Genomic DNA, 20,070 nt, shown 5'->3' with positions numbered 1-20,070 from the left:
TCAGCCCAGATACGCCCGGATCCGCTCCACCACGGGAAGATCGCCGGGCAGCCATTCGACGTCGTCCAGCTCGTCGGGGCCGAGCCAGCGCAGCGCGAGATGCTCAAGCGCGCGCGGCTCGCCCTCGACGAGCTCGGCCGTCCACACCCGTAGGACGCTCTCCCCGCCCAACGGCCAGTCGCCCCCGACCTGGCGTCCCAGGACGACCTTGACACCGAGCTCCTCATGGCATTCGCGCACCAGCGCGTCCTGGTCAGACTCCCCCGGGTCGACCTTGCCCCCGGGGAACTCCCAGCCGCCCGCCAGCTCGGGCGGCTCAGCCCGCTGCGCGGCCAGCAGCCGCCCGCCCACGATGATCGCCGCCCCAACCACAACCTTGGTCCCCACCCGCCCCATCATGCCGGTCGCGCCCCCACCACCGCCCGCACGGCCTCGCACGCCGCCAACATCCGGCCGCTCTCACGCTGGACGCACGGCCGCGACCGTCCGGGCGCCCCCTCATGCCGGACGCGCGGACGCCACCATCCGCGCGGCTCTTCATGCCGGTCGGCCGCGACCGTCCCGGCGGCCCGCCATGCCGCATGCACGGCCGCCACCGTCCGGGCGGCCCCTCATGCCGGGCGTGCGGACGCGACCGTGCGGGTGGCCTCGCGGACGATCTCTTCCAGATGGCCGCCGTGGGCGCCCCGCCAGTAGACCTGGCCGCAGTCGGCGCAGCGGCCGTAGACGTCGTAGCTGCGGCGCGTGCCGTCGGCGAGCCCGCCCTCGACCTCGCTCTTGTCGACCTCGGCGAGCTCACCGTTGCAGGCGGTGCAGCGCGTCCAGGGACGGAGGGCGGGCGCGAACCGTCCCAGCAGGTCACGCAGCTGATCATCGGGACGCGAGCCCCGCACGTAGGCGCCGAGCCACAGCGCCCGGCGCCGCAGCAGCCCCCGATCCTGCGTCAGCAGGACGCGCCGCTCCCGGTTCGCCTGGACGACCAGCGCGGGGTCGTCCATGTCGTTGTGGTACGCGGTGTCCAGGCCGAGCAGGCGCATCCGGCGCGCGAGCGTGCCGAGGTGGACGTCCAGCAGGAAGCGGGGCGCGTCCTGGCCCGGGTCCAGCGGCACCGGCTGGGGGCGCGGCATCGGCGCGACGCTGACGAGATCGCCCGCCGCCGGCCGGTGCCCGGGCCCGACCCGCGCCCCGTCGACCTCCATCGGACCGACCTCGGGCAGCGGGACCCCGAGTGCCTCGACGATGTGCCCCAGCGTCGACGTCCCGTCATACCCGATCCGGTGCTCCGCGCTCCGCCGGACGGCGGGCAGGAACACCAGCAACTCTTCGGACAACCGGATCCGGATCTCGCCTTCCACGCGGCCAGCATGCCACGCACTCCGACGATCACCACCCGAATATCGCGGTCCCCGCGGCTCAGCCGAGTATCCGGCCGGACGAGTCGGCCAGCGCCGTCAGCAGCGAGGTCACGTCGTGGACCAAGCACCCGTCCCGCTTGACCACCCGGCCTCCGACCAGAACCGCGTCCACGTTGCGGGTGTCGGCGTGCTGCACCACCGCGGTGACCGGATCGTGCGCGCAGGCCGTCGCCAGCAGGTCCGTCCGGAGCAGCACGAGATCGGCCCATTTGCCCGGACGCAGCGAGCCGGTGACGTCCGCGAGCCCCGCCACCCGGGCGCCCTCGATCGTGGCCATGCGCAGGACGTCCCGGGTGGTGAACCCCAGCCCGGCGTCCCCGGGACGGCCGCGTTCGAGCAGGTGGGCGGCCCGCATCAGCGAGAACATGTCCCCGGTTCCGCTGGCGATGGTGTCGGCGCTCAGCCCGGTCGGGACGCCCGCCGCCCGGGCCCGTCCGGTGGGCGGATGGCCGAACCCGCCCAGCGCGGCCTCGATGCCGGGCGAGACCGACACCGTCCCGCCGCTGTCGGCGATCCGCCCGAACGCCTCGTCGGTGTAATCGGTGGCGTGGACGAACGTCGTCGGGTGCGTGAGCAGCCCGTTCTCCTCCAGGAACGCCAACCCCCGCTCCGCTTGCTCGGGGCCGCTCGCGCCCATATGGGACGTCACCGGGACGTCCAGCTCCCGCGCGATCTGCCACTCGCGCAGCGGCCGGTCACCCTCGGGCACGATGTCGGGCCCGAGGGCCGCGATGGCCATCGAGACCATCCCGCCGACCGCCTCGCGCACTCGACGCGCCTCGGGGGCGAGATCGCCGTCCCCTCCGTAGCAATAGCCGAACACCGCCCGGATTCCTGATTCCCGCAGCGCGGCGAGGTTGGCGTCGGTGTGCTCGGGCGTGAGCTGGATGTGCGACCAGTCGACCAGCGTCGTGATCCCGGAGTCGAGGCACTCCAACGCCCCGGCGAGCACCCCCGTATACACGTCGTCCGGCTGGTAGCGCGGCGCCAACTCCCCGAGAACCCGCGCCAGGTACTCGCCCAGCGTCGTGTCCGGCAGCACTCCCCGTATCGCCGCCTGCCAGGTGTGCCGATGCGTATCGACGAACCCCGGCAGGACGATCCGTCCCTGGGCCTCAAGAACCTCGGCGCCGGGTGGCGCCTCAAGGCCGGGACCGACGGCGGCGATCCGTCCGTCCCGCACCAGCACGTCCGAGCGGCTCACGTCTATGGGGTCGGTGTCGACGACCAGGCCGCCGCGAATCAAGAGAGATGTCATGGATGAAGCTTAGGGAAAAGCTTTTGATAAAGCAATGTCGGAAGGGAGTATCCTCGGAGGCGTGCGGCAGGCTGATGACATCGACGAACTGGTCCCCGGCTGGGAGCGCGACGGGCTCTCCCCGTCCCTGGTCGCGATCATCGAACTCAGCAAGCGCACCAGCCGCCTCCACCAGCTCTTCGAACGCGGCACCCGCGCCGAACTCGCCGACTTGGGGCTCACCTACGCCGAGTTCGACGTCCTGGCCGCTCTGCGCCGCGCCGGGGCCCCCTACCGCCTCAAGCCCAGCGAGCTGAGCCGGGCCCTCCTCCTCACGTCCGGCGGCACGAGCAACGTCCTGCAACGCCTCACCAAGGCGGGCCACGTGGCCCGCGAAGCCAACACCGGCGACGCCCGCAGCCGCTACGTCCATCTCACTCCCCAGGGTCTGGCCCAAGCCGAGAAGGCCCTGGCCGCCGTAGGGCGCGTCCACGAAGAGGCGATGACCGGCATCCCTCCCGAATCCATCCGCCAGGCCGCCGACGCCCTGAGAGAAATAACCGCCCCCCTCAGCCATCGCCGCTACCAGTAACGGCGGCAGCCTGGTCGATCCCTCGGGAGAACCGTGCCGAAGGACGAGTGACATGGTCGGCAATATCCCCTGAATTGGGGGGATTCGTATTGACCTTCGCCGTCCCCGAATGCCAACAATCGATCACATGAGTACCCCCCGCTCACTCAAGGTCCGCCGCGCCGCGATCGCCGCTCCCCTCCTCGCGCTGGGGCTTCTCGCCCCCGCCGCGCAGGCCGTCGCAGCGCCCGTCCCGTCCACCGCCATCACGACCGTCGGCTCGGCGGACATCCCGCCGATCTGCAAGTCCAAGCTCCCCAAGGAGGCGGACGACACCGTCCGCCTCATCGACAGCAATGGACCGTTCCCCTATCCCCAGGACGGGACGGTCTTCCAGAACCGCGAGGGCCTCCTTCCCAAGGAGCCCCAGGGCTTCTACCACGAGTACACGGTCAAGACCCCGAACATCTCCCACCGAGGGGCCCGCCGCATCGTGACGTCCGGCGACGAAGGCCACGAGGGCATGTACTACACCTCCGACCACTACCGCAGCTTCTCCGACATCGACTGGTCCTGCTGACCCACCCGGGCCGGGGCCCGCGCTGGGGCCCCGGCCCGGCTGGTCCGGTCCCTTCGAGCCGGTCGCCGCGGAATCGAAGGACCGTTCACCACAAACAGCCCAAAATTGGAAATAAGTACTGAATTTGGCACGCATCGGATTTACACTCTCCGATCATGGAGTCGCTCAGCAGACGCGCATTGCTCACGACCGGGCTGGCGAGCTCGGCCGCCCTGGCCACCGGGGCCGTCGGCACGGCTCAGGCCGCCACGCCGCCGCTCTCCTGCTCCACTCGTAGCGAGACCGGCCCGCTCTCGATCCCCAAGACCGGCATGCACCTGGTCACGCTGGGCACCAAGGGCGGCCCCACGGTGCGCACCGACCGCTGCCAGCCCGCCAACCTCCTGGTGGTCGACGGCCGCGCCTACGTCGTGGACTGCGGAGCCGGAGTGACCCGGCAGATGGTGCTGGCCGGAGTGCCGCTCGCCGACATCGCCGCCATCTTCATCACGCACCACCACTCCGACCACAACCTGGAGTTCGGCAACCTCGCCTACTCCGCGTGGAACGGCAACCTCGTCAAGCCGATCACCTTCTGCGCCCCGCCGCCCATCAAGCGCATGGTCCGCGGCTTCCTGAAGGTCCACGAGTACGACATCGAGACCCGGATCGACGACCAGGGACTCCCCGAGTTCGAACCGCTCCTGCGCGTCCAGGAGTTCAAGCGCTCGGGCACGGTCTACGAAGACGCCCACGTCCGCGTGTCGGCCGCGCTCAACACCCACCCGCCGGTCGAGCACAGCTACGCGCTCCGCTTCGACACCAAGTACGGGTCGGTGGTCTTCTCCGGCGACACCGCCCCGGACCAGCGCGTCGTCCGCCTGGCCCGCGACGCCGACTGGCTCGTCCACGAGGTGCTCCACCTGCCGACCCTGGACAAGCTGATCGAGTCCCAGCCCACCGAGGCCAAGCTCAAGGAGCACCTCCTGGCCTCCCACACCACCAACGAGCAGGTCGGCCGGATCGCCCTGGAAGCCGGCGTCCCCAACCTCCTGCTCTCCCACCTGGTCTACTTCGGCCCCGTCACCGACGACCAGTGGCTGACCGACGCCAAGGGCGACTACGACGGCAACCTGGTCATAGCCCGCGACCTCGACCTCATCTTCTGACGCCCCCCGAAGTCCCTCCCTCAAGACGCCCGACGGGGCCCTGGCGCCGCACCGGCCGTCCACCGACGAAAGGATGAGCGTGGGCAGGGTCATCCGGGGTGTCGGGGGCGAGCTCGTCCATTCGGGTGATGGTGAACCCGGCGGGTTCGATCGCCACCCGGGTGTCGGGGCCCTAGTGGCAGCCGCCGTCGAAGAGGGGCCATGCGGTGGCGTCGAGCGTTCTCTGGATTCTGTGACTTACGGGGCTGGACGCCAGGGCGCGTCCGGTTGGGTGGGACGGGCGGAGGCGTTGACGCGGAGCGCGTACCCGGGAGTGCCGCCGACGGCGGGGATCGGGCCGAGGTAGTGGTGGCCGGTGAGGTGGCACCAGGCGGGCAGGTCGAGGGGCGCGGCGGGGTCGGAGGCCAGCACGTGCACGAGGGTTCCGTCCGGCAGGGACGCGAAACGGCCGCGAAGCTCCAGCAGGAGCCGCACGCATGCCTTGTCACCGCCGTCGATGACGAGTGCCTCATCCTGTGAGGACGTCATGGGGCCTCCCGGGGGGCGAGGAGCGCTTGGGCGGATTCGGTCCGCGCCCCGCTCCATGTCGGTGCGGGTGGGCCATCAGCCGAGAGTAAACCGCAGGGCCGCGAAGGTGCGGTCGGTGGGGTCCGGTTACCCGGGAGGCTGGGAGGCGGCCAGGTCGGTGAGCTTCTTCTTGATTTCGGGACGGGCCAGGGGGCGGGTGCTGCCCACCCAGTCGGAGCGCTTGTAGGGCTTGACGCCGATGTTGGGGACGCAGGTGGAGCAGCTGGCGACGATCATCTTGTTGTCGCCGATGACCATGCCGACGTGGCCGGGGGCGTTGGCGCTGGTGCCCGGGCCGGAGTTGAAGAAGACCAGGTCACCGGGGCGTTCGGTGCCCTTACGGATCTTCACTCCGAAGGGCCACTGGCCCCACGTCGAGGGCGGGATCGTGATGCCGACCGTCCGGTAGGCGGCTTCCAGGAGGCTGGAGCAGTCCCAGGCGTCGGGGCCGTTGGCGCCGAAGACGTAGCGCTTGCCGCGCTGGGCCATGGCGAAGGCGATGATGCGCTGGACGACGCCGTCGGCGTTCGCGGGGAGGTCGTTGTCCTTGCACTCGACGCCGTTGGTCTGGACGACCTTGAAGTCGCCGCCGACATAGCGCTTGGCCCACTCGAGGACGAGGTTCACGTAGTCCCAGGAGTGGTTGTACATGAAGACGGCGGTGCGGGTGCGTTCGGGGGCGCCGTTGTGCTTGAGGTAGCGGGCGGCGGACGGGATGGCGTCCTCGGGGTTGTAGCGGTCCTTCTTGCCGTCCTTGTTGCCGTCGACCGCGAACGCCTTGAAGGTCGCCGCGAGGAACTGCATCGGGCCGCCCGCCCCGGCGTAGTTCTCGCCGCTGCTCACACCGGGGAGCTTGGACGTCCCGTGGCTGGTCTCGACCTTGCCGATGCCCGCCAGGAGGTTCCAGGGGATGCCGAAGTCCTTGCCCGCCTTCTTGTAGAGCTCCAGGTAGTTGGCGGGGATGGCCCTGGCGTCGATCGCGGCGGCGGGCTGGGCGTTGGCCCCGGCCGTGTCGACGCACCCGCCGCTGCCCGCGCCTCCGCCGCCGAACATGAACTGGCTGGCGCCGAACATGATCGGGACCATGATCAGCGCCATGAAGAGCATCCCGACGGCGCCGATGGCTCCGGCGAGGAGCAGCCGTCGGCGGTTCATCCGGTGTCGCCTTCCTGACCGGCGTCGGCGGGCTCGAACGCGTAGACCTTGAGCGAACCGCCGTCGCGCGCGACCGTCACCGCGTACTGCTTGCTGTCGTCGCTCCGCTTGCCCGCCTTGGTCACCTGCTGCTTGCCGGTGACCAGGAAGATGATCGAGTTGTTCTCGATGTCGCGGACGCGGTCGAGGGTGGCCGTGCCGGTGGCGACGATCTGCTGGGCACGGCGCTCCTCCTGCAGGCCGGGGGCCGCCGCACTGCGCTGGAGTTCGCCGCCGAGCTGCTCGGTGACCATTCCGGCGAGGCGGTCGGCGTACGCCCTGGGTTCTTCGTCGAAGCGGAACGTCCCGTATGCGGCCGTGAAGCGTTGCGCCAGGTCGGCCGCCGTGGCGAACTCCTGCTGGGAGAAGGGCAGCAGGCGGTAGACGTCGAAGCTATCCGGCGATACCGGGGTCGCGATCCCGGGCGGCGGTGCCACCGGGGCGGTCGGACCCGTCGTCACCACGGAACGGGGTTTCGACCGCTCCGGTTCGTCGTCGGGTGCCGCGACCGTCAGGTAGACGCCGACGGCCGTCAGCCCGACCACAAGCCCTCCGAAGAGGAGCTTGCTCTGACGGTCGCTCAGGTTCATCAGTCGTCCTCGCGGTCGACCGGACGCAGCCAGAACGGGATCGGCGGGCCGTCGCTGCTACCGCCGCCCTTGCCCCAGAGGGGTGGCGGCTGTTGGCCTCCGCCTCCGCCGCTTCCGCTGGGCGCGTCGGCTCGGGGCTTGGGGACGTTGGACGCCGGATCGGCTGCGCGGGTGGGGGCTGATCCGCCTCCGCCTCCGCCTCCGCCGCTTGGGCGGCCGCGTTGGGGTGGGGGGGCGGCTGGTTTGCCACCGCTGCGTGGGGGCGCGGATGTGCCGCCGCCCGAGGCGCGTTCGCGGGTGCGTCCGGCACCGCCGAAGAAGCCGCCGCCGCCTCCTCCGCCGCCGTTGGTTCCGGCGTCCGCGGGTGGGGCGGAGCCGCCCTTGCCTGCCCAGGACGTGGGACGTGGCGTCCCTCCGCCGGACGTGGCTCCGCCGCCGCTGGGAGCGGCGGGCGCGTCCGAACCGCCCGAGGGGCGGGCGGCGACCGCCGCGCCGTTGCCCGAGCCGTCCGTCCGGGCGCCCCCGCGCGTCGGGAGGTTCAACGGGGGCGCGCCGCGCTTGGACCTGCCCTGCCCGGCCGCCGCACCCGTACGCGGTTTGGCCGCCAGGACGGGGGCCGCCTCGGGACCCGCGCCCTCGCCGGCTCCGGCGGCGCCGACACCGGTGCGGCGGTCTCCGGCCGCGCCGGACGAGCCGTCCGCCGCGGTGGCTCCGGCCTCCGCGTCGGGCGCGGCCGCCTTGCCGAAGCGGGCCAGGCGGTACCCGGCGGCGGCCGGGGCGGTCACCACGGCCGTGGTGTTCTTGCGGGCTCCCATGACGGACTTGTCGAGTTGCGCCTCGCTCTTGTCGCGCGCCCCCACCGCCGAGTACCCGACTGCGGAGAACAGGTGCTGGAACGGCTTGCGGTAGATGAACGCCGCCGCCGTGACCATCGCGATCAGCAGGATCTGCAGGCCCCAGGGCAACGTCTCGCCGAGGATCAAGCCGTAGGCCCAGAGCAGGAGCGAGAGCACCCCGATCAGGGCCGCCTGTTTCAGCAGCATCGACAGCAGCAGTTCGAGCCATCTGATCGCGATGACCCGTCCGATGCCCGGATGGATGCCGATGCCGAGGAAGATCGGTCCCGCGACCAGGAGCAGCAGGAACGCGATCTTCACCACGATCAGCGCGATCGCGATCACCAGGATGAGCGTCCCGGCCACAAGCGCCGCGAAGAGACCGCCGAAGGCCACGGCGAGACGGCTCGTCCAGTTCTTGCCCTGGAACAGCGAATACGTCCCGGCGTGGTTCTCCTTGATGTTCTTGGAGACGTCCTTGTAGGCGTCGGCCTTCTTGCCCAGATCGGCCTTCGCGCTACCGTGCGTCTCGGGCAGATCGACGGCCTGCGACCAGAGCAGCTTGTCGGCGTTGTCCTTGACGATCTTGGCGTTGGGATCGGTCGTCCCGAACTCGCCCATCAGCCACGGCTTGCAGACCAGCGCCACCCACAGGCCGTTGGCGTTGCGGGTCGTGGCGTCCACGTTCTGCGACCGCATCGGGTCGGGCTTGCCCGCCGGTGGTGGAATGCAGGTGCTGCCCTTGGCATCGCTCTGCGGCAGCGCGGCGTTGAACGCGGTGCTGGTCGCCTCGGAGACCTTGGTCCCGAGCGTGGTGAAGTCGGCGGGCCGCGCGATCAGCCAGATCAGCGCCACCATCGCCGCGACCATCCAGATCACGCCCTCGGTGACCTTGCTCGCCCGCTTGCGCACCAGGCCCCACCAGGCCAGCCACATCGCGCCGAGGATGACGACCCACGACCAGTACCGGGCGTTGAACGTCTTGCCGATGCCGCTGATCACGCCGTCGACGGTGTCCTTCAGCCAGCCGAGCAGCGACTCGGACGCCGCCGCCTGGTACACGCTGATCGTCGTCCGGTCGATGGCCCTGACCAGGGTGAACGTCGTGTTGGCGAGGGCGTTGCCCATCATCGCCATGGCGTCCGCGCAGCCCATGTCGACCGCGTACCAGCTCTGTCCGGCCGTCCCGTACCGGTCGTAGTAGCTGAGCTGCTCGACCGGGGTCGTCTGGAGCTTCTGGCTCGGGTAGTCGGGCGGCTTGATCATGCCGTCCGTCCCCGACCCGTACTGCTCCGGCGCAGGACTGTCGGCCGGACGACAGGGATCTCCCCCGAAGGGGCCGGCGCCGGCGACCGGCGTCAGCCCGATCATGAAGATCGCCATGACGATCAGCATTAGAACCGACCGGCGCCCGCGCGGCCTGCCGAAACGCCGCCGGGACGGGCCGTCCAACTCCTTGCGGTCGAGGCCCTCGGACGGGGTGCGCTGCAGCCGTCTCAGCTCGGTGGCCGAGCCGGGACGGAGGCCGCCGCGCGATCTGGCCATACGGGGATGCCTCATCGACGAGCCTCCTCGGAATCGGCCCCCGCCGCGGTCAGTTCGCCCGAGGCCGGCCGCGACCGGGTCGGGTTGGTGTCGAGCCAGCGCTGCAGCTCTTCAGAAATCAGGTCGACCCCGATGCGACCCGCTCGGCCGTCCAGGTCACGGAAGATGCACTCTCCGTTACCGAGATTGCGCAGGACGGCCTTGTGCTCGTCGCTGTTCTCCACCCCGAGCAGCGACATGACGTTTCCGACCTCCACCCGTTCGGACGATCGGAAGGAGAACACCGACGACAGGCAGTTGGTCACCTGTTCATTCAAGAGGTCTCCGGCGTTCTGCGATACAAGGATCAACGCAGTGTTGCGAGAACGCCCCATACGCGACACTTCCGGCACCAGCTTGGCGCCTTCGGGTGTCGATGTGATGGCCCATGCCTCGTCCAGGAAGATCGCCTTCGGGAGCCTGCGGTCGATCCCGTGCATCAGCCGCCGCGCGAACTGCGAGACCAGGTACATCAGCGCCACCGAGAGGCGTTGCTCGTAGGAGTAGTCCTCGCGCGAGATCGCGACGTCCGGCAGGGTCAGGCCGCCCAGCGTGAACACCGTCGTCCACCCGGCGGTGTCGATGCGGTCGCCGCCGGACGGGTCGAAGCACAGCCGCGCGAGCCGCATCTCCGACATCGAGCGGAGAACGGCACCGAGGTTCTTGGACGCCGGGTCGTCCGAGCTCTCCAGATAGTCGACGACCTTGCCGAGTGAGGGACGGTCGGCGTTCGCGACCGCGCCCACGGCCTGGATCATCGCCGACTCGCGCTCCTCCGACATACGGGGAAGCAACAGCCGGAGCGTCTCGGTGGCCATGGTCTTCTTGGCCGCCAGGTCGTCCCCGAAGGAGAACGGGTCGAGCAGACCGGGCGCCGCCGACCCCAGCGGCAGGATCCGCGCCCTGCGGCCGCGCGCCTTCAGCAGCTCGATCAGCGACTCCGCGTCGCCCTTGGGATCGATCGCCGCGATCGTCACCCCGCGCAGCGCCATCTGGTAGATCAGCAGCAGTGCCAGCGTGGTCTTGCCGCCACCGGGCTCGCCGGTGATCGCCACGGCGGTCGGACGGTTCCGCGCCGCCGCCACCAGCGGATCGAAGTGGACGATCGACCGCGCACGCCCCAGCGTCTCCCCGATGTACGGGCCGACCCACCCCTCACCGTTCTCATCGTGCCGATCGCCGAGATCCACGGTGGCGACCGGCATGCCGCCCGCGATCGTCCGCAGCGGCTGCCGCTGCGCGTAGGCGTTCAGCCTGATCCGGTCGCCGGGCAGCGACTCCAGGAACAGCGAGAACTGGTCGCCGGTCGAGTTGACCACGTCGATGCCGATGTCGCGGTAGTGCTCCACCACCGCGTCCACCCGCTGCGCGAGCAGCTCTGCTGTGGGCGCCGACACGATCAGACGGTTCCACCCGTATACGAACGGCAGCCGCTCCTTGGTGATGCCGTGCTCCAGCATCCGCGCCGCGTCGATCTGCTCGGCCAGCGCGATCGGCGCCTCCGCGCCCGCCTCCCGGATGTGCTGGTCCATGTCCCGCGCGTGTGCCAGCTTCCTGGAGACGTCCTTGGACGCCTTGGCCGGAGGAATGAGCTTCATCCGCGCGCTGATCTCCACCGGGAACGGCAACGCGTCGGCGTAGTGGAACCACGGCTCCCCATCGGGGAACGGCATCATGTCCGGGAATCGGGCGAACGACAGATACGCCACATACGACTGCGCGGTCGCGCCGCCGCCGACCCCGCTGTGGTTGGGCTGCTCCACCCGCAGATAGGACCGCCCGTTATGGATCGCGCCCTCGACCAGCGCCTCGATCTCACCCTTGCCCCACGTCCGCCTCGGCACCGCCGACGGCGGCGGGTCGGCCAGCGACGCCGTCACCGCGTGCTGGAACAGCCATGCCACCTCCGTCGACGCGGCATGCCTGGCATACAGGGCGGACGATCCCAGCGCCCGCCCGACCCGCTCGGCCTGCTCCGTCCAGCGCGCGATCTCCTTCTTGTCGATCGCGTCGTCGTCCATGCCCAGCGCCTGCTCGCTGCGCTTGTACACACTCAGCAACTGAGCCAGGACGCCACCCGAAAGCTGCGCACCCATCCCCCGGGGGCCGAGCCGCACCCCGAGGTAGACCTCCTTCGTCCAGAAGTCCTTCGACCACACATGCGCGTAGGTCTCTTCCAGATACTCGCGCCACCCGGGCCCGCCATCGGACGTCTTGTCGAGCGCCAGCGCCCAGTCAGCCGCCGGGTACGTCCGGTGCGCGATCCGCAGATGCACCTCGGCGTCCTGCATCCGGATACCGGCCAGCGCGATCGTGATGTTGGTCGCGAGCGCCTCGCGCTCCTCACCGGTGGTGAACTCGTACGACACCGTCGGCAACCGGAAGTACGCCCACGCCGCCGTATCGGTCAGCAACACCCGATCGTCGAAGTACCGCACCGCCAACCGACTGGACCGCGCCTTGGATGCCCTGGCCATCAGCTAGCCCCACCCTTCGCCGTCCCAGCCCACCGACAGAACACCCGCACCGCCCCGACCTCACCACCCGGAACCCGCAAACGCCCCAGACCCCTTCGCCCAACCAACCCCGCCCGCAACCCCAAACCGTCCGCCCAGAAGCCGTCGCCGGTCCCCTGCGCACCCGCCCACACGGACTCAAGCCCCCGAGCCACCCCGGACGCCTTTGACGCAAAGCGCAGCGCGATAGCCCGCTCTTTCCCAGGCCTCGCATAAACCTCGGAGGCGACGTCCCGCCCACCCAACGTCGTGGACGCCGAAGTCAGGTTCGCCCTCGGACCAGCACCTTCCGCCGCTCCGGATTCGACGCTGATCGCGGACGAGAAGGAGCGAACCTCAGCCTGCGCCTCCGAACGCCTGTCGCGCGCGCTGACCGAGCGGACTGCGACCCGCGCGTCCACGTCCCGAACGCACGCGCTGACCGAGCCGAGAAGGGCCCGCGCCTCCGTGCGCCGGGCGCGTGCCACGACCAACGCGCCCTTGGCCCGCGTCTCCGCGCCCCGGGCGCAAGCACCAGCCGAGGGGACAGCAGCCTGCGGTTCCGTGGGGCGGGTTCGTCCGTTGGTTGGTTGGTCAGCCGAGCGTGGCATTGGGCGGCTTGCGCGGGTGTTGGTCGGGGGGACGGTAGAGGCCCTTGGGCGGCGCGCCAACTCTGGGAGGGGCGCTGGAGGTGTGCCGCGCAGTGAGGGTTGTGCGGTCATTTCGCCTCAGTTCGTCCGGCACGACGCGGGGCGCTCATCGAGTGGCCTCCTGCTCCTGCTGAAACTCCTGGTAACGCTCGGGCATGACGGTGAATCCACCGGCGACGACACCGGCCAGCGCAAGGTAGGCACGCCGCGTCGGCGCTCGCAGCGACTTGAGTTCGTTGCGGGGCGCGCGGTCCATGCTGAGATGATCGTCCCACGGGATGCGCACCAAAGCCCGGCAACGCCCCCGGGCGACCGCTTCGGCTTGCTCGACGTCGTCCATGCTGCGGCGACTTACACCGTTGATGACGGTTACGGCGCGGGAGCGCAGTTCCTCGTAGCCGTGGCCGTCCAGCCACTCGAACGTCATCGAGACGGCGCGCGGGGCGTCGGCACTGGCCGGGGCGACCAGGACGATCTGGTCCGCGTACGGCAGGACGCGCGCGACGACCGCCGCGGCCGCGTCCAGCAGCGTCACCGAGTAGAACTTGTCGATCGTGCGGATGGCGAGCGCGTAGTCGCGGTCGTCGAGCGCCTGGAGGGGGTTCTTCCCCGCCGCGATGACGTCGAGGCCCGACTTGGCCTGGGACGTGTACCGCCGCATGGCCGTCAGGCTGCTGACCTGGTCGGCCCGGGTGATGAGGCCGGTGAGCGTCTCGTTGGTCTCGCTTCGCGTCCGGCGGGCCAGCGCTCCCGGGCCGGGGTTGACGTCGATGGCGACGACGGGCTCCCCGTTGTGCTGGGCGAAGGTGTGGCCGAGCATGAGCGCGGTGACCGTCTGCCCGGCGCCGCCGGTGCAGCCCAGCACGACGATGTGGCGCGTGCCGTGGAACGGCTGCTGGAGGCGCTGCTGGTACTCGGCGTCCGCCTCGCCGTGCCCGCCGCCGACGGCCTGGATGAGGCGGCGCAGGCCACCCGTCGAGACCTCGTGCTCCGGGTCGGGAGGAGTGATCGCGGGGCCGGACGGCGGCGGCTCCGGAGGCGGCGGGATGGGCCTCGGCCTGGGCGCCGGTTGCGGACGGACCGGCGACGCCGGACCCGACCTGACCTCGCGGGGCGGAGCCTCCGGCTCCTCTTCGGGGGCGGGAGGCGGCACCTGCTGGGGACGCGGCGCGTCCGCGCGGGGCGCCGACGCGGGCGGCCAGCCTGGCTTGGACAACTCCTTCGACCAGGGGCGCGGCGGTTCGCGCCGCACGACCCGCTCAGGCTCCTCGGACGGCCCCTCCCCGAACGCCCCCGGCACCCGGGGAACCTCAGGCGGCGTTTCCTCTGCCCCGGGCCCTTGGCGTCCAGCGCGTTGCCATTCCTCGCCTGGACGGCTGGGCTGGCCCTCGGCTTGCGCGGCAGGCATCTGCGGAATGTCCGGCCGTGTGGGCAGCGGCGGCCGTACCTCTGACGCCCCTCCCTGCCTCTCGTCCGATCCAGGCGGCTGGGGGGCAACGCGCCTTCCGCCGACCTCGTCCCGTCGTCCGGCCTCCGCCTGAGTGGAAGCCTCGGCTGAGGCGCCCTGACGCTCTGCGGCACCCGCCGATGTGGCAGCTTGACGTCCCTGGGTGGGTGCCTCGGCAGGGGCGCGGCCACCCGCTGGCGTCGCTGCCCCGTCCTCGGAGGAAGGCTCTGGGACATCCCGCTGACCGTCCGCGGGATCGTCGGCCGAGCGCGGCGGCTGCGGAGCACCCCGCCGTCCACCGGCCTCTTGCAGCGACTCGGCATCACCCTGCGCGGGACCTTCGGTGGCGGCCTGTCGCGGCTCGCCGTGGGTGTCCGCGTCCGCAGGTGCGTTGTCCTGGCGGCCCTGCGCTCCGGCCTCTTCGGGGAGACGGTCGTTCTGGGGAATCTGCGTCGAGGGGCGGTCCTCGCTGGGCGTGCCTTCGTCCGGCTGGGACGGAGCGGCGCCTGGAGTGGGCATCGGGACCGTGGCGGAGCGGTGGCCGAGGGATTCGCGCGCGTCCCCCCTCTGCCGCACCGGTTCGGTGGGAGAGACCATCGGCCGCTCCTGGGCGCGCTCGCGTTGGGGGACGTCCGCGCCGGGTGCGGGCATCGGCACCGTGGCCGAAGCCTCGCTCACCTCACGGCGTTGCGGATGCGCTTGCCAATCCGAGCCATCCTCTTCGACGGCCTGGGCCGGTGAACTGGCTGCTTCACGGTGCTCGGTGTGCGTCTGCCAATCGAACGCCTCCGTCGGCCGCGCGGCCTCTTGACGTACGTCCTGGGGACGTTCACCGACAGGCTCTGTCTCGTCCGGCGGTCCGGACGCGGGCGTCGACGACGCGGTGGGCTCGGCGGAGCTTGCGGCGGTATCCCTCGGGCGGTCTTGCGCGCCAGCGCTCTGCGGACTGGCGCTGTGCTGCTTGGCTCCGGAGCGTGGGGCTTCGCCGGGGTGGGGTTGTGCGGGCTCGCCTTGCGGGCTGGCAGCGGGCCGCTCGGCGCCTGGGGGGCGGCTTTGCGCGGACTGAGGGTGCTGGACGTTCGGCCCGGACGCCGGCGTCGAGGGCCCGCCGGGCTCGCGGCTCTGGGCGGCGGAGTGCGCGGCGATGTCCTCGGGGCGGCCCTGTGGCGACCCGCCCGGGGGGCTGGCGGAGGGCTGGGGTGCTTCGGCTGGGCGTCGGCCGCGTGGAGTGGTTTCGCTGGGGCGGGCTTGGCCAGCCTCGCTTTGGCGGGAGGTGGTCGGCTGCTGGGAGGCAGAAGGGCGCGGACCGCCTGGGGCGACCTCGGTCGGGTCGGCCTGGGCTGCCTCGCCCTGTCGGGGGGCAGAGGAACGCGGGCCGTGGGGAGCGGTCTCGCCCGGGTGGGCTTGAGCTGCTTCGCCCTGCTGCGGGGTGGGCGGCTGTTGAGGGGGCGAGGGACGCACGCCACGTGGGGCGGGTTCGGTCGGGTGAGTTTGCGGTGCTTCGCCACGCTGGGAGGTGGGCGGCTGTTGAGGGGGCGAGGGACGCACGCCACGTGGGGCGGGTTCGGTCGGGTGGGCTTGTGCTGCTTCGCCCGGCTGCGGGGTGGTCGGCCGCTGAGGGGGCGAGGGGCGTGGGCCTCGGGGGGCGGCCTCGTTGGGGTGAGCTTGCGGGGTCTCGCCTTGCTGTGGGGTGGCGGGGCGTGGGCCTCGGGGGTGGGCTCGCCTGGGTGGGCGTGGGGTTGCCAGTCGGCGCTGGTGCCTTGGGGGGCCGGGGCGGGGGTGGGAGTTCGGTGCCCTGGGTCTGGGCTTGCCAGGTGGGGGGCTGGGGTGGGGGCGTGCCGGGGTGGCCGGGGGCGGGCGGGGTGTCCGTTCGGCGTGGGAGTTGGGGGATGTCGGTGCGGGTGGGGGTCAGGGCCTGGCCCGCGACGGGGGTGCCGACGTTGGGCTGCTGGGGGATGTCCGGACGGGTCGGGCTCGCGGCCGCGGGCCGTTGCGGGATGTCGGGACGTGTGGGCGTGGGGGGCGGGACGGCCTGCCAGAACTCGGGGGCCGCCTCGCCGGGACGGCGGATGCCCGAGGCGAAGGCGCGCTTGCCCGACCCGGGCTGGGGCGGGGGGCTCTCCAGCTGCGGGGTGGCCGGGGGGCGCATGGAGGCTCCGGCCACGTGGACGTCGTCCTCGGTGCCCAGCATGCCGGGCTCGTGGGAGGCGGCGGGGACCCTGCCGCTGGGAGGTGGTGTGGGCATCGGGTCCGGCTCGCGTTGGGCGGCTACTTCGGCGAGGGGCAGGGGCGCGTCCGCCATGGCGGGGGTGGGGGCCAGGGCGGGGGTCTCCTGGGCCTGTTTGCGGGCCTGCTTGCGTGCCTTACGGCTGGTCTTGATGGCGGCGCGTTCGGGTGCGGCCTCGGGACGGCGCCACACGCGGGCGACGATGACGACCTCGCGGGGTTCGCGGATGGGTGTCAGGCGGCACCAGGTGCGGGGCTCGGCCAGGAAGCGGGTCTGGGAGATCAGGAGCTCGGTCAGGCGCTTGCCCTCGATGACGGGGCGCGTCGCCATCCAGGTCAGGACGCCCGGCGGGACGATGTAGAGCACGTGCCATGGAGTCTTGAAGGGGACGCCCACGAACTTGAGCATGAGGATCCAGGGCACGAACACGCCCAAGAAGACGCCGATCTGAACCAGCGGCAGGGGCATCGGGAGCCGCAGGTCGTACAGCTTGTACAGCCGCTTCTCGATGCGCCATATGTTCGTGTACGTGGGTAGATCCACGCCCCTACTCCCCTAACTGTGCGAGCACAGTGTCGTCTGCCAGGCCCCGGTGGGGCCATCCGGTATCCGCCACTCCGGGGTCAGGAAATGTCCACTCCCAGGGCCTTGGCGATGGCCTTGGCCGTGGTCTCGATGATGTTGGGCACGTAGAAGACCACTCCGATTCCGATGGCGAGGACGATGAACTGGACGAACCGCGTGATCTCACGGGTGAAGAGGAAGAAGATCGCCACGATGGAGACGATCACCAGGAACAGCGGACCGAATATCTGGCGCAGCCAGTCGGCGAGGTCGTCGGTCTTCAGTTCGTCGTTCGGCGCCGCCAGAATCTCGTGGGGTATCGACGCCATGACGTGTTGCAGCAGCATCGACTGGCTACCTTCCTGGGTCGGCGGTTGTTCGGGGGGCCTGGCCCCGGCTCTGCGGGTCGCGGATCATGATCCACCTGGCTCGGTGGTGCCGCGGATGTCTCTCACGTACCAGCTCGTCCCTTTCTTGACCAAGGCCAGCTCGTAGGTCTGCTCCAGTTCGCCACCCGCGGCGGCGCCCGGGATCTGCCAGGCCACGGTGGCCATGACCGTGCGTTCCTTCGCCTCGCCCCGAGGGGCGACGACCGACCTGACCTGGACGAAGTTCACCGAGTCGCCCAGGCCGGGGATGCTGGTGCCGTCGGAGAACCGCGACAGCGTGGCCTGGTCGCTGCGCGCGTACGCCTGGAAGAAGGTGTGCAGGACGGTCTGCAGCTCGGTTTCGAGCGCGGCGTCGCGGTCGCGGACGCCCTGCGTGGGGAGCTGCGCCTTGGTGGGCGGCGGCAGCAGGGCGGGCCGCGCGGGGATCACCAGCGCGCCGTTCTTGGCGAAGACCGGGACGGCCAGGCGGAGCCATTTGTCCTGGCTGCGGGCCAGGACCGTGACGACGCCGTTGTTGTCGTCCTTCGCGTCGACCCCGGCGACCTGGACCGATTGAACCTGCAGGACGCCGACGCCGTTCCAGCCGAACTGGCCGTCGGCGCCTTCGGGGAGGAAGGTGCGCAGCTGTGTCTCGCGGGCGGCCGCGGTCTTCTGGTCGTAGTTGAGGTAGGTCGTGGCGAACTGGAGCGCGAACGCCCCGGCCTGGCTGCTGGGGAACTGCGTGCCGCTCTTGGACGGTTTCTGCGTGCCGCCCGTGGCGGACTCCTTCGTGGTGAAGCGCTCGAAGGGAGCACGGATGCCGTTCACCAGGATGACCAGGATGAGCGCCCAGAGGACGGCGCGCCCGACCCAGATCCACCAGCGGCCGCCGGAGCCGCCCCAGCGACCGCCGGACCGGCGGCGCCCGCCGCCCTGGTCGTTGTCGGGCAGGGCCCATGGGTCGCCCGTCGAGCCGAGCGCGCGTCCAGGCGGCGCGGCCTCCTCGACTACGGCCGTGTCACGGCCGCTTCGCACGGCCGACCTGCGAGCCATCATGCCTCCGCTCGCGCCTCGCCCCCGGTCGGCGCGGTCATCTGTCACTGGTCATGTGCGTGGAGCTTCCGAACCCACCTCGGGCCCAGCGTAACCACGAGCGTCAATTGTTCCAGCGCGACGAGGGTAATCACAGCCCCGGCACGCGGTTGTGGATAATGCAATCCTCCCCGTCGGGACCTGGGAGGATTGCCAAACGGTGACGATCCCCTACCCGCGCCTCCGAACCGTGTGCCACACTCGGTTCCGGACAAGCGCCCTGTCTCACCAGGGTGCTTGATTACCAGGTGGCCGGGTGGCGCGGAATCTCTTCCCGGAAGATCGGGCAGAGTGTCCGATCGGCGACATTCAGCTGACAACCAGCACCTTTCCGGTCACACGTTGAAGCGGAACTCCACCACGTCGCCGTCGCGCATGACGTAGTCCTTGCCTTCCATGCGCACCTTGCCGGACGTACGGGCGGCGGCCATGGTGCCCTCGCCGTCGAGGTCGTCGTAGGAGACGATCTCGGCCTTGATGAAGCCGCGCTGGAAGTCGGTGTGGATGACGCCCGCCGCCTCGGGGGCGGTGTCGCCCTTGCGGATCGTCCAGGCGCGGGCCTCCTTGGGCCCGGCGGTGAGGTACGTCTGGAGGCCCAGGGTGTCGAACCCGATCCGGACGAGCTGCGACAGCCCCGACTCGTCCTGCCCCATGCCCTGCAGGAGTTCCAGGGCCTCGTCGTCGGGCAGCTCGATGAGCTCGGCCTCGATCTTGGCGTCCAGGAAGATGGCCTCGGCGGGGGCGACGAGCTCCTTCAGGCGTCCGCGCAGGTCGTCGTCGGTCAGCTCGGCCTCGTCGAGGTTGAAGACGTACAGGAACGGCTTGGCGGTGAGCAGGTGCAGCTCGCGCAGCCGGTCGAGGTCGATGCCCGCCTTCTCGGCGCCCGCGAACAGCGTGGTGCCCTCGTCGAGCAGCTTCTGCGCGGCGGTGACCGCGTCGACGACGGCCAGCTTCTCCTTGTCCTTCTTGGTGCGCGCCTCCTTCTCCAGGCGCGGCAGGGCCTTCTCGATGGTCTGGAGGTCGGCCAGGATCAGCTCGGTGTTGATCGTCTCGATGTCGCGGGACGGCGCCACGTCGCCGTCGACATGGGTGACGTCCGGGTCGTGGAAGGCGCGGATGACCTGGCAGATCGCGCTGGTCTCGCGGATGTTGGCCAGGAACTTGTTGCCGAGGCCCTGCCCCTCGGACGCGCCCTTGACGATGCCGGCGATGTCGACGAACTCCATCGTCGCCGGGATGATCTTCTGCGAGCCGAAGATCTCCGCCAGCCGGGTCAGCCGGGGGTCGGGCACCCCGACGACGCCGACGTTGGGCTCGATGGTCGCGAACGGGTAGTTCGCGGCCAGCGCGTCGTTCTTGGTCAGCGCGTTGAACAGGGTGGACTTGCCGACGTTGGGCAGCCCGACGATTCCGATGGAGAGGCTCACGGCGGACAAGTTTATTGGCCCACCAGGTGGGCTCCGCACGGCGCGCACGTGAACACTGCGTTCACGTCCCGCTGGGCC

16 protein-coding genes are annotated in these 20,070 nt (G+C 70.9%); 3 read left to right on the top strand and 13 right to left on the bottom strand.

Annotation, left to right across the window (positions count from 1 at the left end):
* The 3 genes from ACQPY4_RS07690 to ACQPY4_RS07680 all read right to left on the bottom strand — a co-directional run bounded on the left by ACQPY4_RS07690 (window position 1) and on the right by ACQPY4_RS07680 (window position 2,673).
* Entirely contained in the window at window positions 1–396 is a 396-nt protein-coding gene (locus ACQPY4_RS07690; protein WP_433338850.1) for a (deoxy)nucleoside triphosphate pyrophosphohydrolase, read from the bottom strand.
* A 215-nt stretch (window positions 397–611) separates the two neighbouring features.
* Complete coding sequence (locus tag ACQPY4_RS07685; protein ID WP_433333877.1) at window positions 612–1,355, bottom strand: Mut7-C RNAse domain-containing protein; 744 nt, start codon at window positions 1,353–1,355, stop codon at window positions 612–614.
* Window positions 1,356–1,413: 58 nt separating this feature from the next.
* The gene (locus ACQPY4_RS07680) at window positions 1,414–2,673 is read right to left on the bottom strand and encodes an amidohydrolase family protein (RefSeq protein ID WP_433333875.1); all 1,260 of its coding nucleotides are present in this window, start codon (window positions 2,671–2,673) and stop codon (window positions 1,414–1,416) included.
* Window positions 2,674–2,734: 61 nt separating this feature from the next.
* On the opposite strand from ACQPY4_RS07680, the gene ACQPY4_RS07675 reads away from it, so the two are divergent.
* The 3 genes from ACQPY4_RS07675 to ACQPY4_RS07665 all read left to right on the top strand — a co-directional run bounded on the left by ACQPY4_RS07675 (window position 2,735) and on the right by ACQPY4_RS07665 (window position 4,951).
* A complete protein-coding gene (locus tag ACQPY4_RS07675) occupies window positions 2,735–3,244 on the top strand; it encodes a MarR family winged helix-turn-helix transcriptional regulator (protein WP_433333873.1) in 510 nt (169 codons plus the stop codon).
* A gap of 127 nt (window positions 3,245–3,371) precedes the next feature.
* A complete protein-coding gene (locus ACQPY4_RS07670) occupies window positions 3,372–3,803 on the top strand; it encodes a ribonuclease domain-containing protein (protein ID WP_433333871.1) in 432 nt (143 codons plus the stop codon).
* Between the two features lie 155 nt (window positions 3,804–3,958).
* On the top strand, window positions 3,959–4,951 hold the full coding sequence (locus ACQPY4_RS07665; protein WP_433333869.1) for an MBL fold metallo-hydrolase: 993 nt from the start codon (window positions 3,959–3,961) through the stop codon (window positions 4,949–4,951).
* Between the two features lie 237 nt (window positions 4,952–5,188).
* Here the strand turns inward: ACQPY4_RS07665 and ACQPY4_RS07660 are convergent, their stop codons facing one another.
* From ACQPY4_RS07660 to ychF, 10 genes are all read right to left on the bottom strand, one after another.
* Window positions 5,189–5,479, bottom strand: coding sequence for a sulfurtransferase TusA family protein (locus ACQPY4_RS07660; RefSeq protein ID WP_433333867.1), 291 nt, complete (start codon window positions 5,477–5,479; stop codon window positions 5,189–5,191).
* Between the two features lie 126 nt (window positions 5,480–5,605).
* Complete coding sequence (locus tag ACQPY4_RS07655) at window positions 5,606–6,673, bottom strand: NlpC/P60 family protein (protein ID WP_433333865.1); 1,068 nt, start codon at window positions 6,671–6,673, stop codon at window positions 5,606–5,608.
* A complete protein-coding gene (locus ACQPY4_RS07650; RefSeq protein ID WP_433333863.1) occupies window positions 6,670–7,302 on the bottom strand; it encodes a hypothetical protein in 633 nt (210 codons plus the stop codon). The genes ACQPY4_RS07655 and ACQPY4_RS07650 overlap by 4 nt, the downstream gene beginning before the upstream one ends.
* A complete protein-coding gene (locus tag ACQPY4_RS07645) occupies window positions 7,302–9,698 on the bottom strand; it encodes a type IV secretion system protein (RefSeq protein WP_433333861.1) in 2,397 nt (798 codons plus the stop codon). The genes ACQPY4_RS07650 and ACQPY4_RS07645 overlap by 1 nt, the downstream gene beginning before the upstream one ends.
* The gene (locus tag ACQPY4_RS07640; RefSeq protein WP_433333859.1) at window positions 9,695–12,199 is read right to left on the bottom strand and encodes an ATP-binding protein; all 2,505 of its coding nucleotides are present in this window, start codon (window positions 12,197–12,199) and stop codon (window positions 9,695–9,697) included. The genes ACQPY4_RS07645 and ACQPY4_RS07640 overlap by 4 nt, the downstream gene beginning before the upstream one ends.
* Window positions 12,200–12,973: 774 nt before the next feature.
* Window positions 12,974–14,167, bottom strand: a complete 1,194-nt coding sequence (locus ACQPY4_RS07635; RefSeq protein WP_433333857.1) for a MinD/ParA family ATP-binding protein — start codon at window positions 14,165–14,167, stop codon at window positions 12,974–12,976.
* A gap of 976 nt (window positions 14,168–15,143) precedes the next feature.
* Entirely contained in the window at window positions 15,144–17,084 is a 1,941-nt protein-coding gene (locus ACQPY4_RS07630; RefSeq protein WP_433333855.1) for a TcpE family conjugal transfer membrane protein, read from the bottom strand.
* An 80-nt stretch (window positions 17,085–17,164) separates the two neighbouring features.
* Entirely contained in the window at window positions 17,165–17,434 is a 270-nt protein-coding gene (locus ACQPY4_RS07625) for a hypothetical protein (protein ID WP_433338848.1), read from the bottom strand.
* Between the two features lie 84 nt (window positions 17,435–17,518).
* On the bottom strand, window positions 17,519–18,529 hold the full coding sequence (locus ACQPY4_RS07620) for a conjugal transfer protein (RefSeq protein ID WP_433333851.1): 1,011 nt from the start codon (window positions 18,527–18,529) through the stop codon (window positions 17,519–17,521).
* Window positions 18,530–18,900: 371 nt separating this feature from the next.
* A complete protein-coding gene (gene ychF / locus ACQPY4_RS07615; RefSeq protein ID WP_433333849.1) occupies window positions 18,901–19,992 on the bottom strand; it encodes a redox-regulated ATPase YchF in 1,092 nt (363 codons plus the stop codon).
* Window positions 19,993–20,070 lie beyond the last annotated feature (78 nt).

The organism is Spirillospora sp. CA-294931 (assembly GCF_050946795.1).
In the GTDB taxonomy this organism is placed as follows: domain Bacteria; phylum Actinomycetota; class Actinomycetes; order Streptosporangiales; family Streptosporangiaceae; genus Spirillospora.
Note: the sequence above shows the minus strand (reverse complement) of the source record. Positions and strands in the feature narration are given on the sequence as shown.

What these genes read in the sequence shown, in the direction of transcription:
- ACQPY4_RS07640 (WP_433333859.1), bottom strand. Translation starts at nt 12,199, where the DNA reads ATGGCCAGGGCATCCAAGGCGCGGTCCAGTCGGTTGGCGGTGCGGTAC.
- ACQPY4_RS07670 (WP_433333871.1), top strand. Translation starts at nt 3,372, where the DNA reads ATGAGTACCCCCCGCTCACTCAAGGTCCGCCGCGCCGCGATCGCCGCT.
- ACQPY4_RS07680 (WP_433333875.1), bottom strand. Translation starts at nt 2,673, where the DNA reads ATGACATCTCTCTTGATTCGCGGCGGCCTGGTCGTCGACACCGACCCC.
- ACQPY4_RS07660 (WP_433333867.1), bottom strand. Translation starts at nt 5,479, where the DNA reads ATGACGTCCTCACAGGATGAGGCACTCGTCATCGACGGCGGTGACAAG.
- ACQPY4_RS07650 (WP_433333863.1), bottom strand. Translation starts at nt 7,302, where the DNA reads ATGAACCTGAGCGACCGTCAGAGCAAGCTCCTCTTCGGAGGGCTTGTG.
- ACQPY4_RS07645 (WP_433333861.1), bottom strand. Translation starts at nt 9,698, where the DNA reads ATGAGGCATCCCCGTATGGCCAGATCGCGCGGCGGCCTCCGTCCCGGC.
- ACQPY4_RS07665 (WP_433333869.1), top strand. Translation starts at nt 3,959, where the DNA reads ATGGAGTCGCTCAGCAGACGCGCATTGCTCACGACCGGGCTGGCGAGC.
- ACQPY4_RS07625 (WP_433338848.1), bottom strand. Translation starts at nt 17,434, where the DNA reads ATGGCGTCGATACCCCACGAGATTCTGGCGGCGCCGAACGACGAACTG.
- ACQPY4_RS07655 (WP_433333865.1), bottom strand. Translation starts at nt 6,673, where the DNA reads ATGAACCGCCGACGGCTGCTCCTCGCCGGAGCCATCGGCGCCGTCGGG.
- ACQPY4_RS07620 (WP_433333851.1), bottom strand. Translation starts at nt 18,529, where the DNA reads ATGATGGCTCGCAGGTCGGCCGTGCGAAGCGGCCGTGACACGGCCGTA.
- ACQPY4_RS07690 (WP_433338850.1), bottom strand. Translation starts at nt 396, where the DNA reads ATGGGGCGGGTGGGGACCAAGGTTGTGGTTGGGGCGGCGATCATCGTG.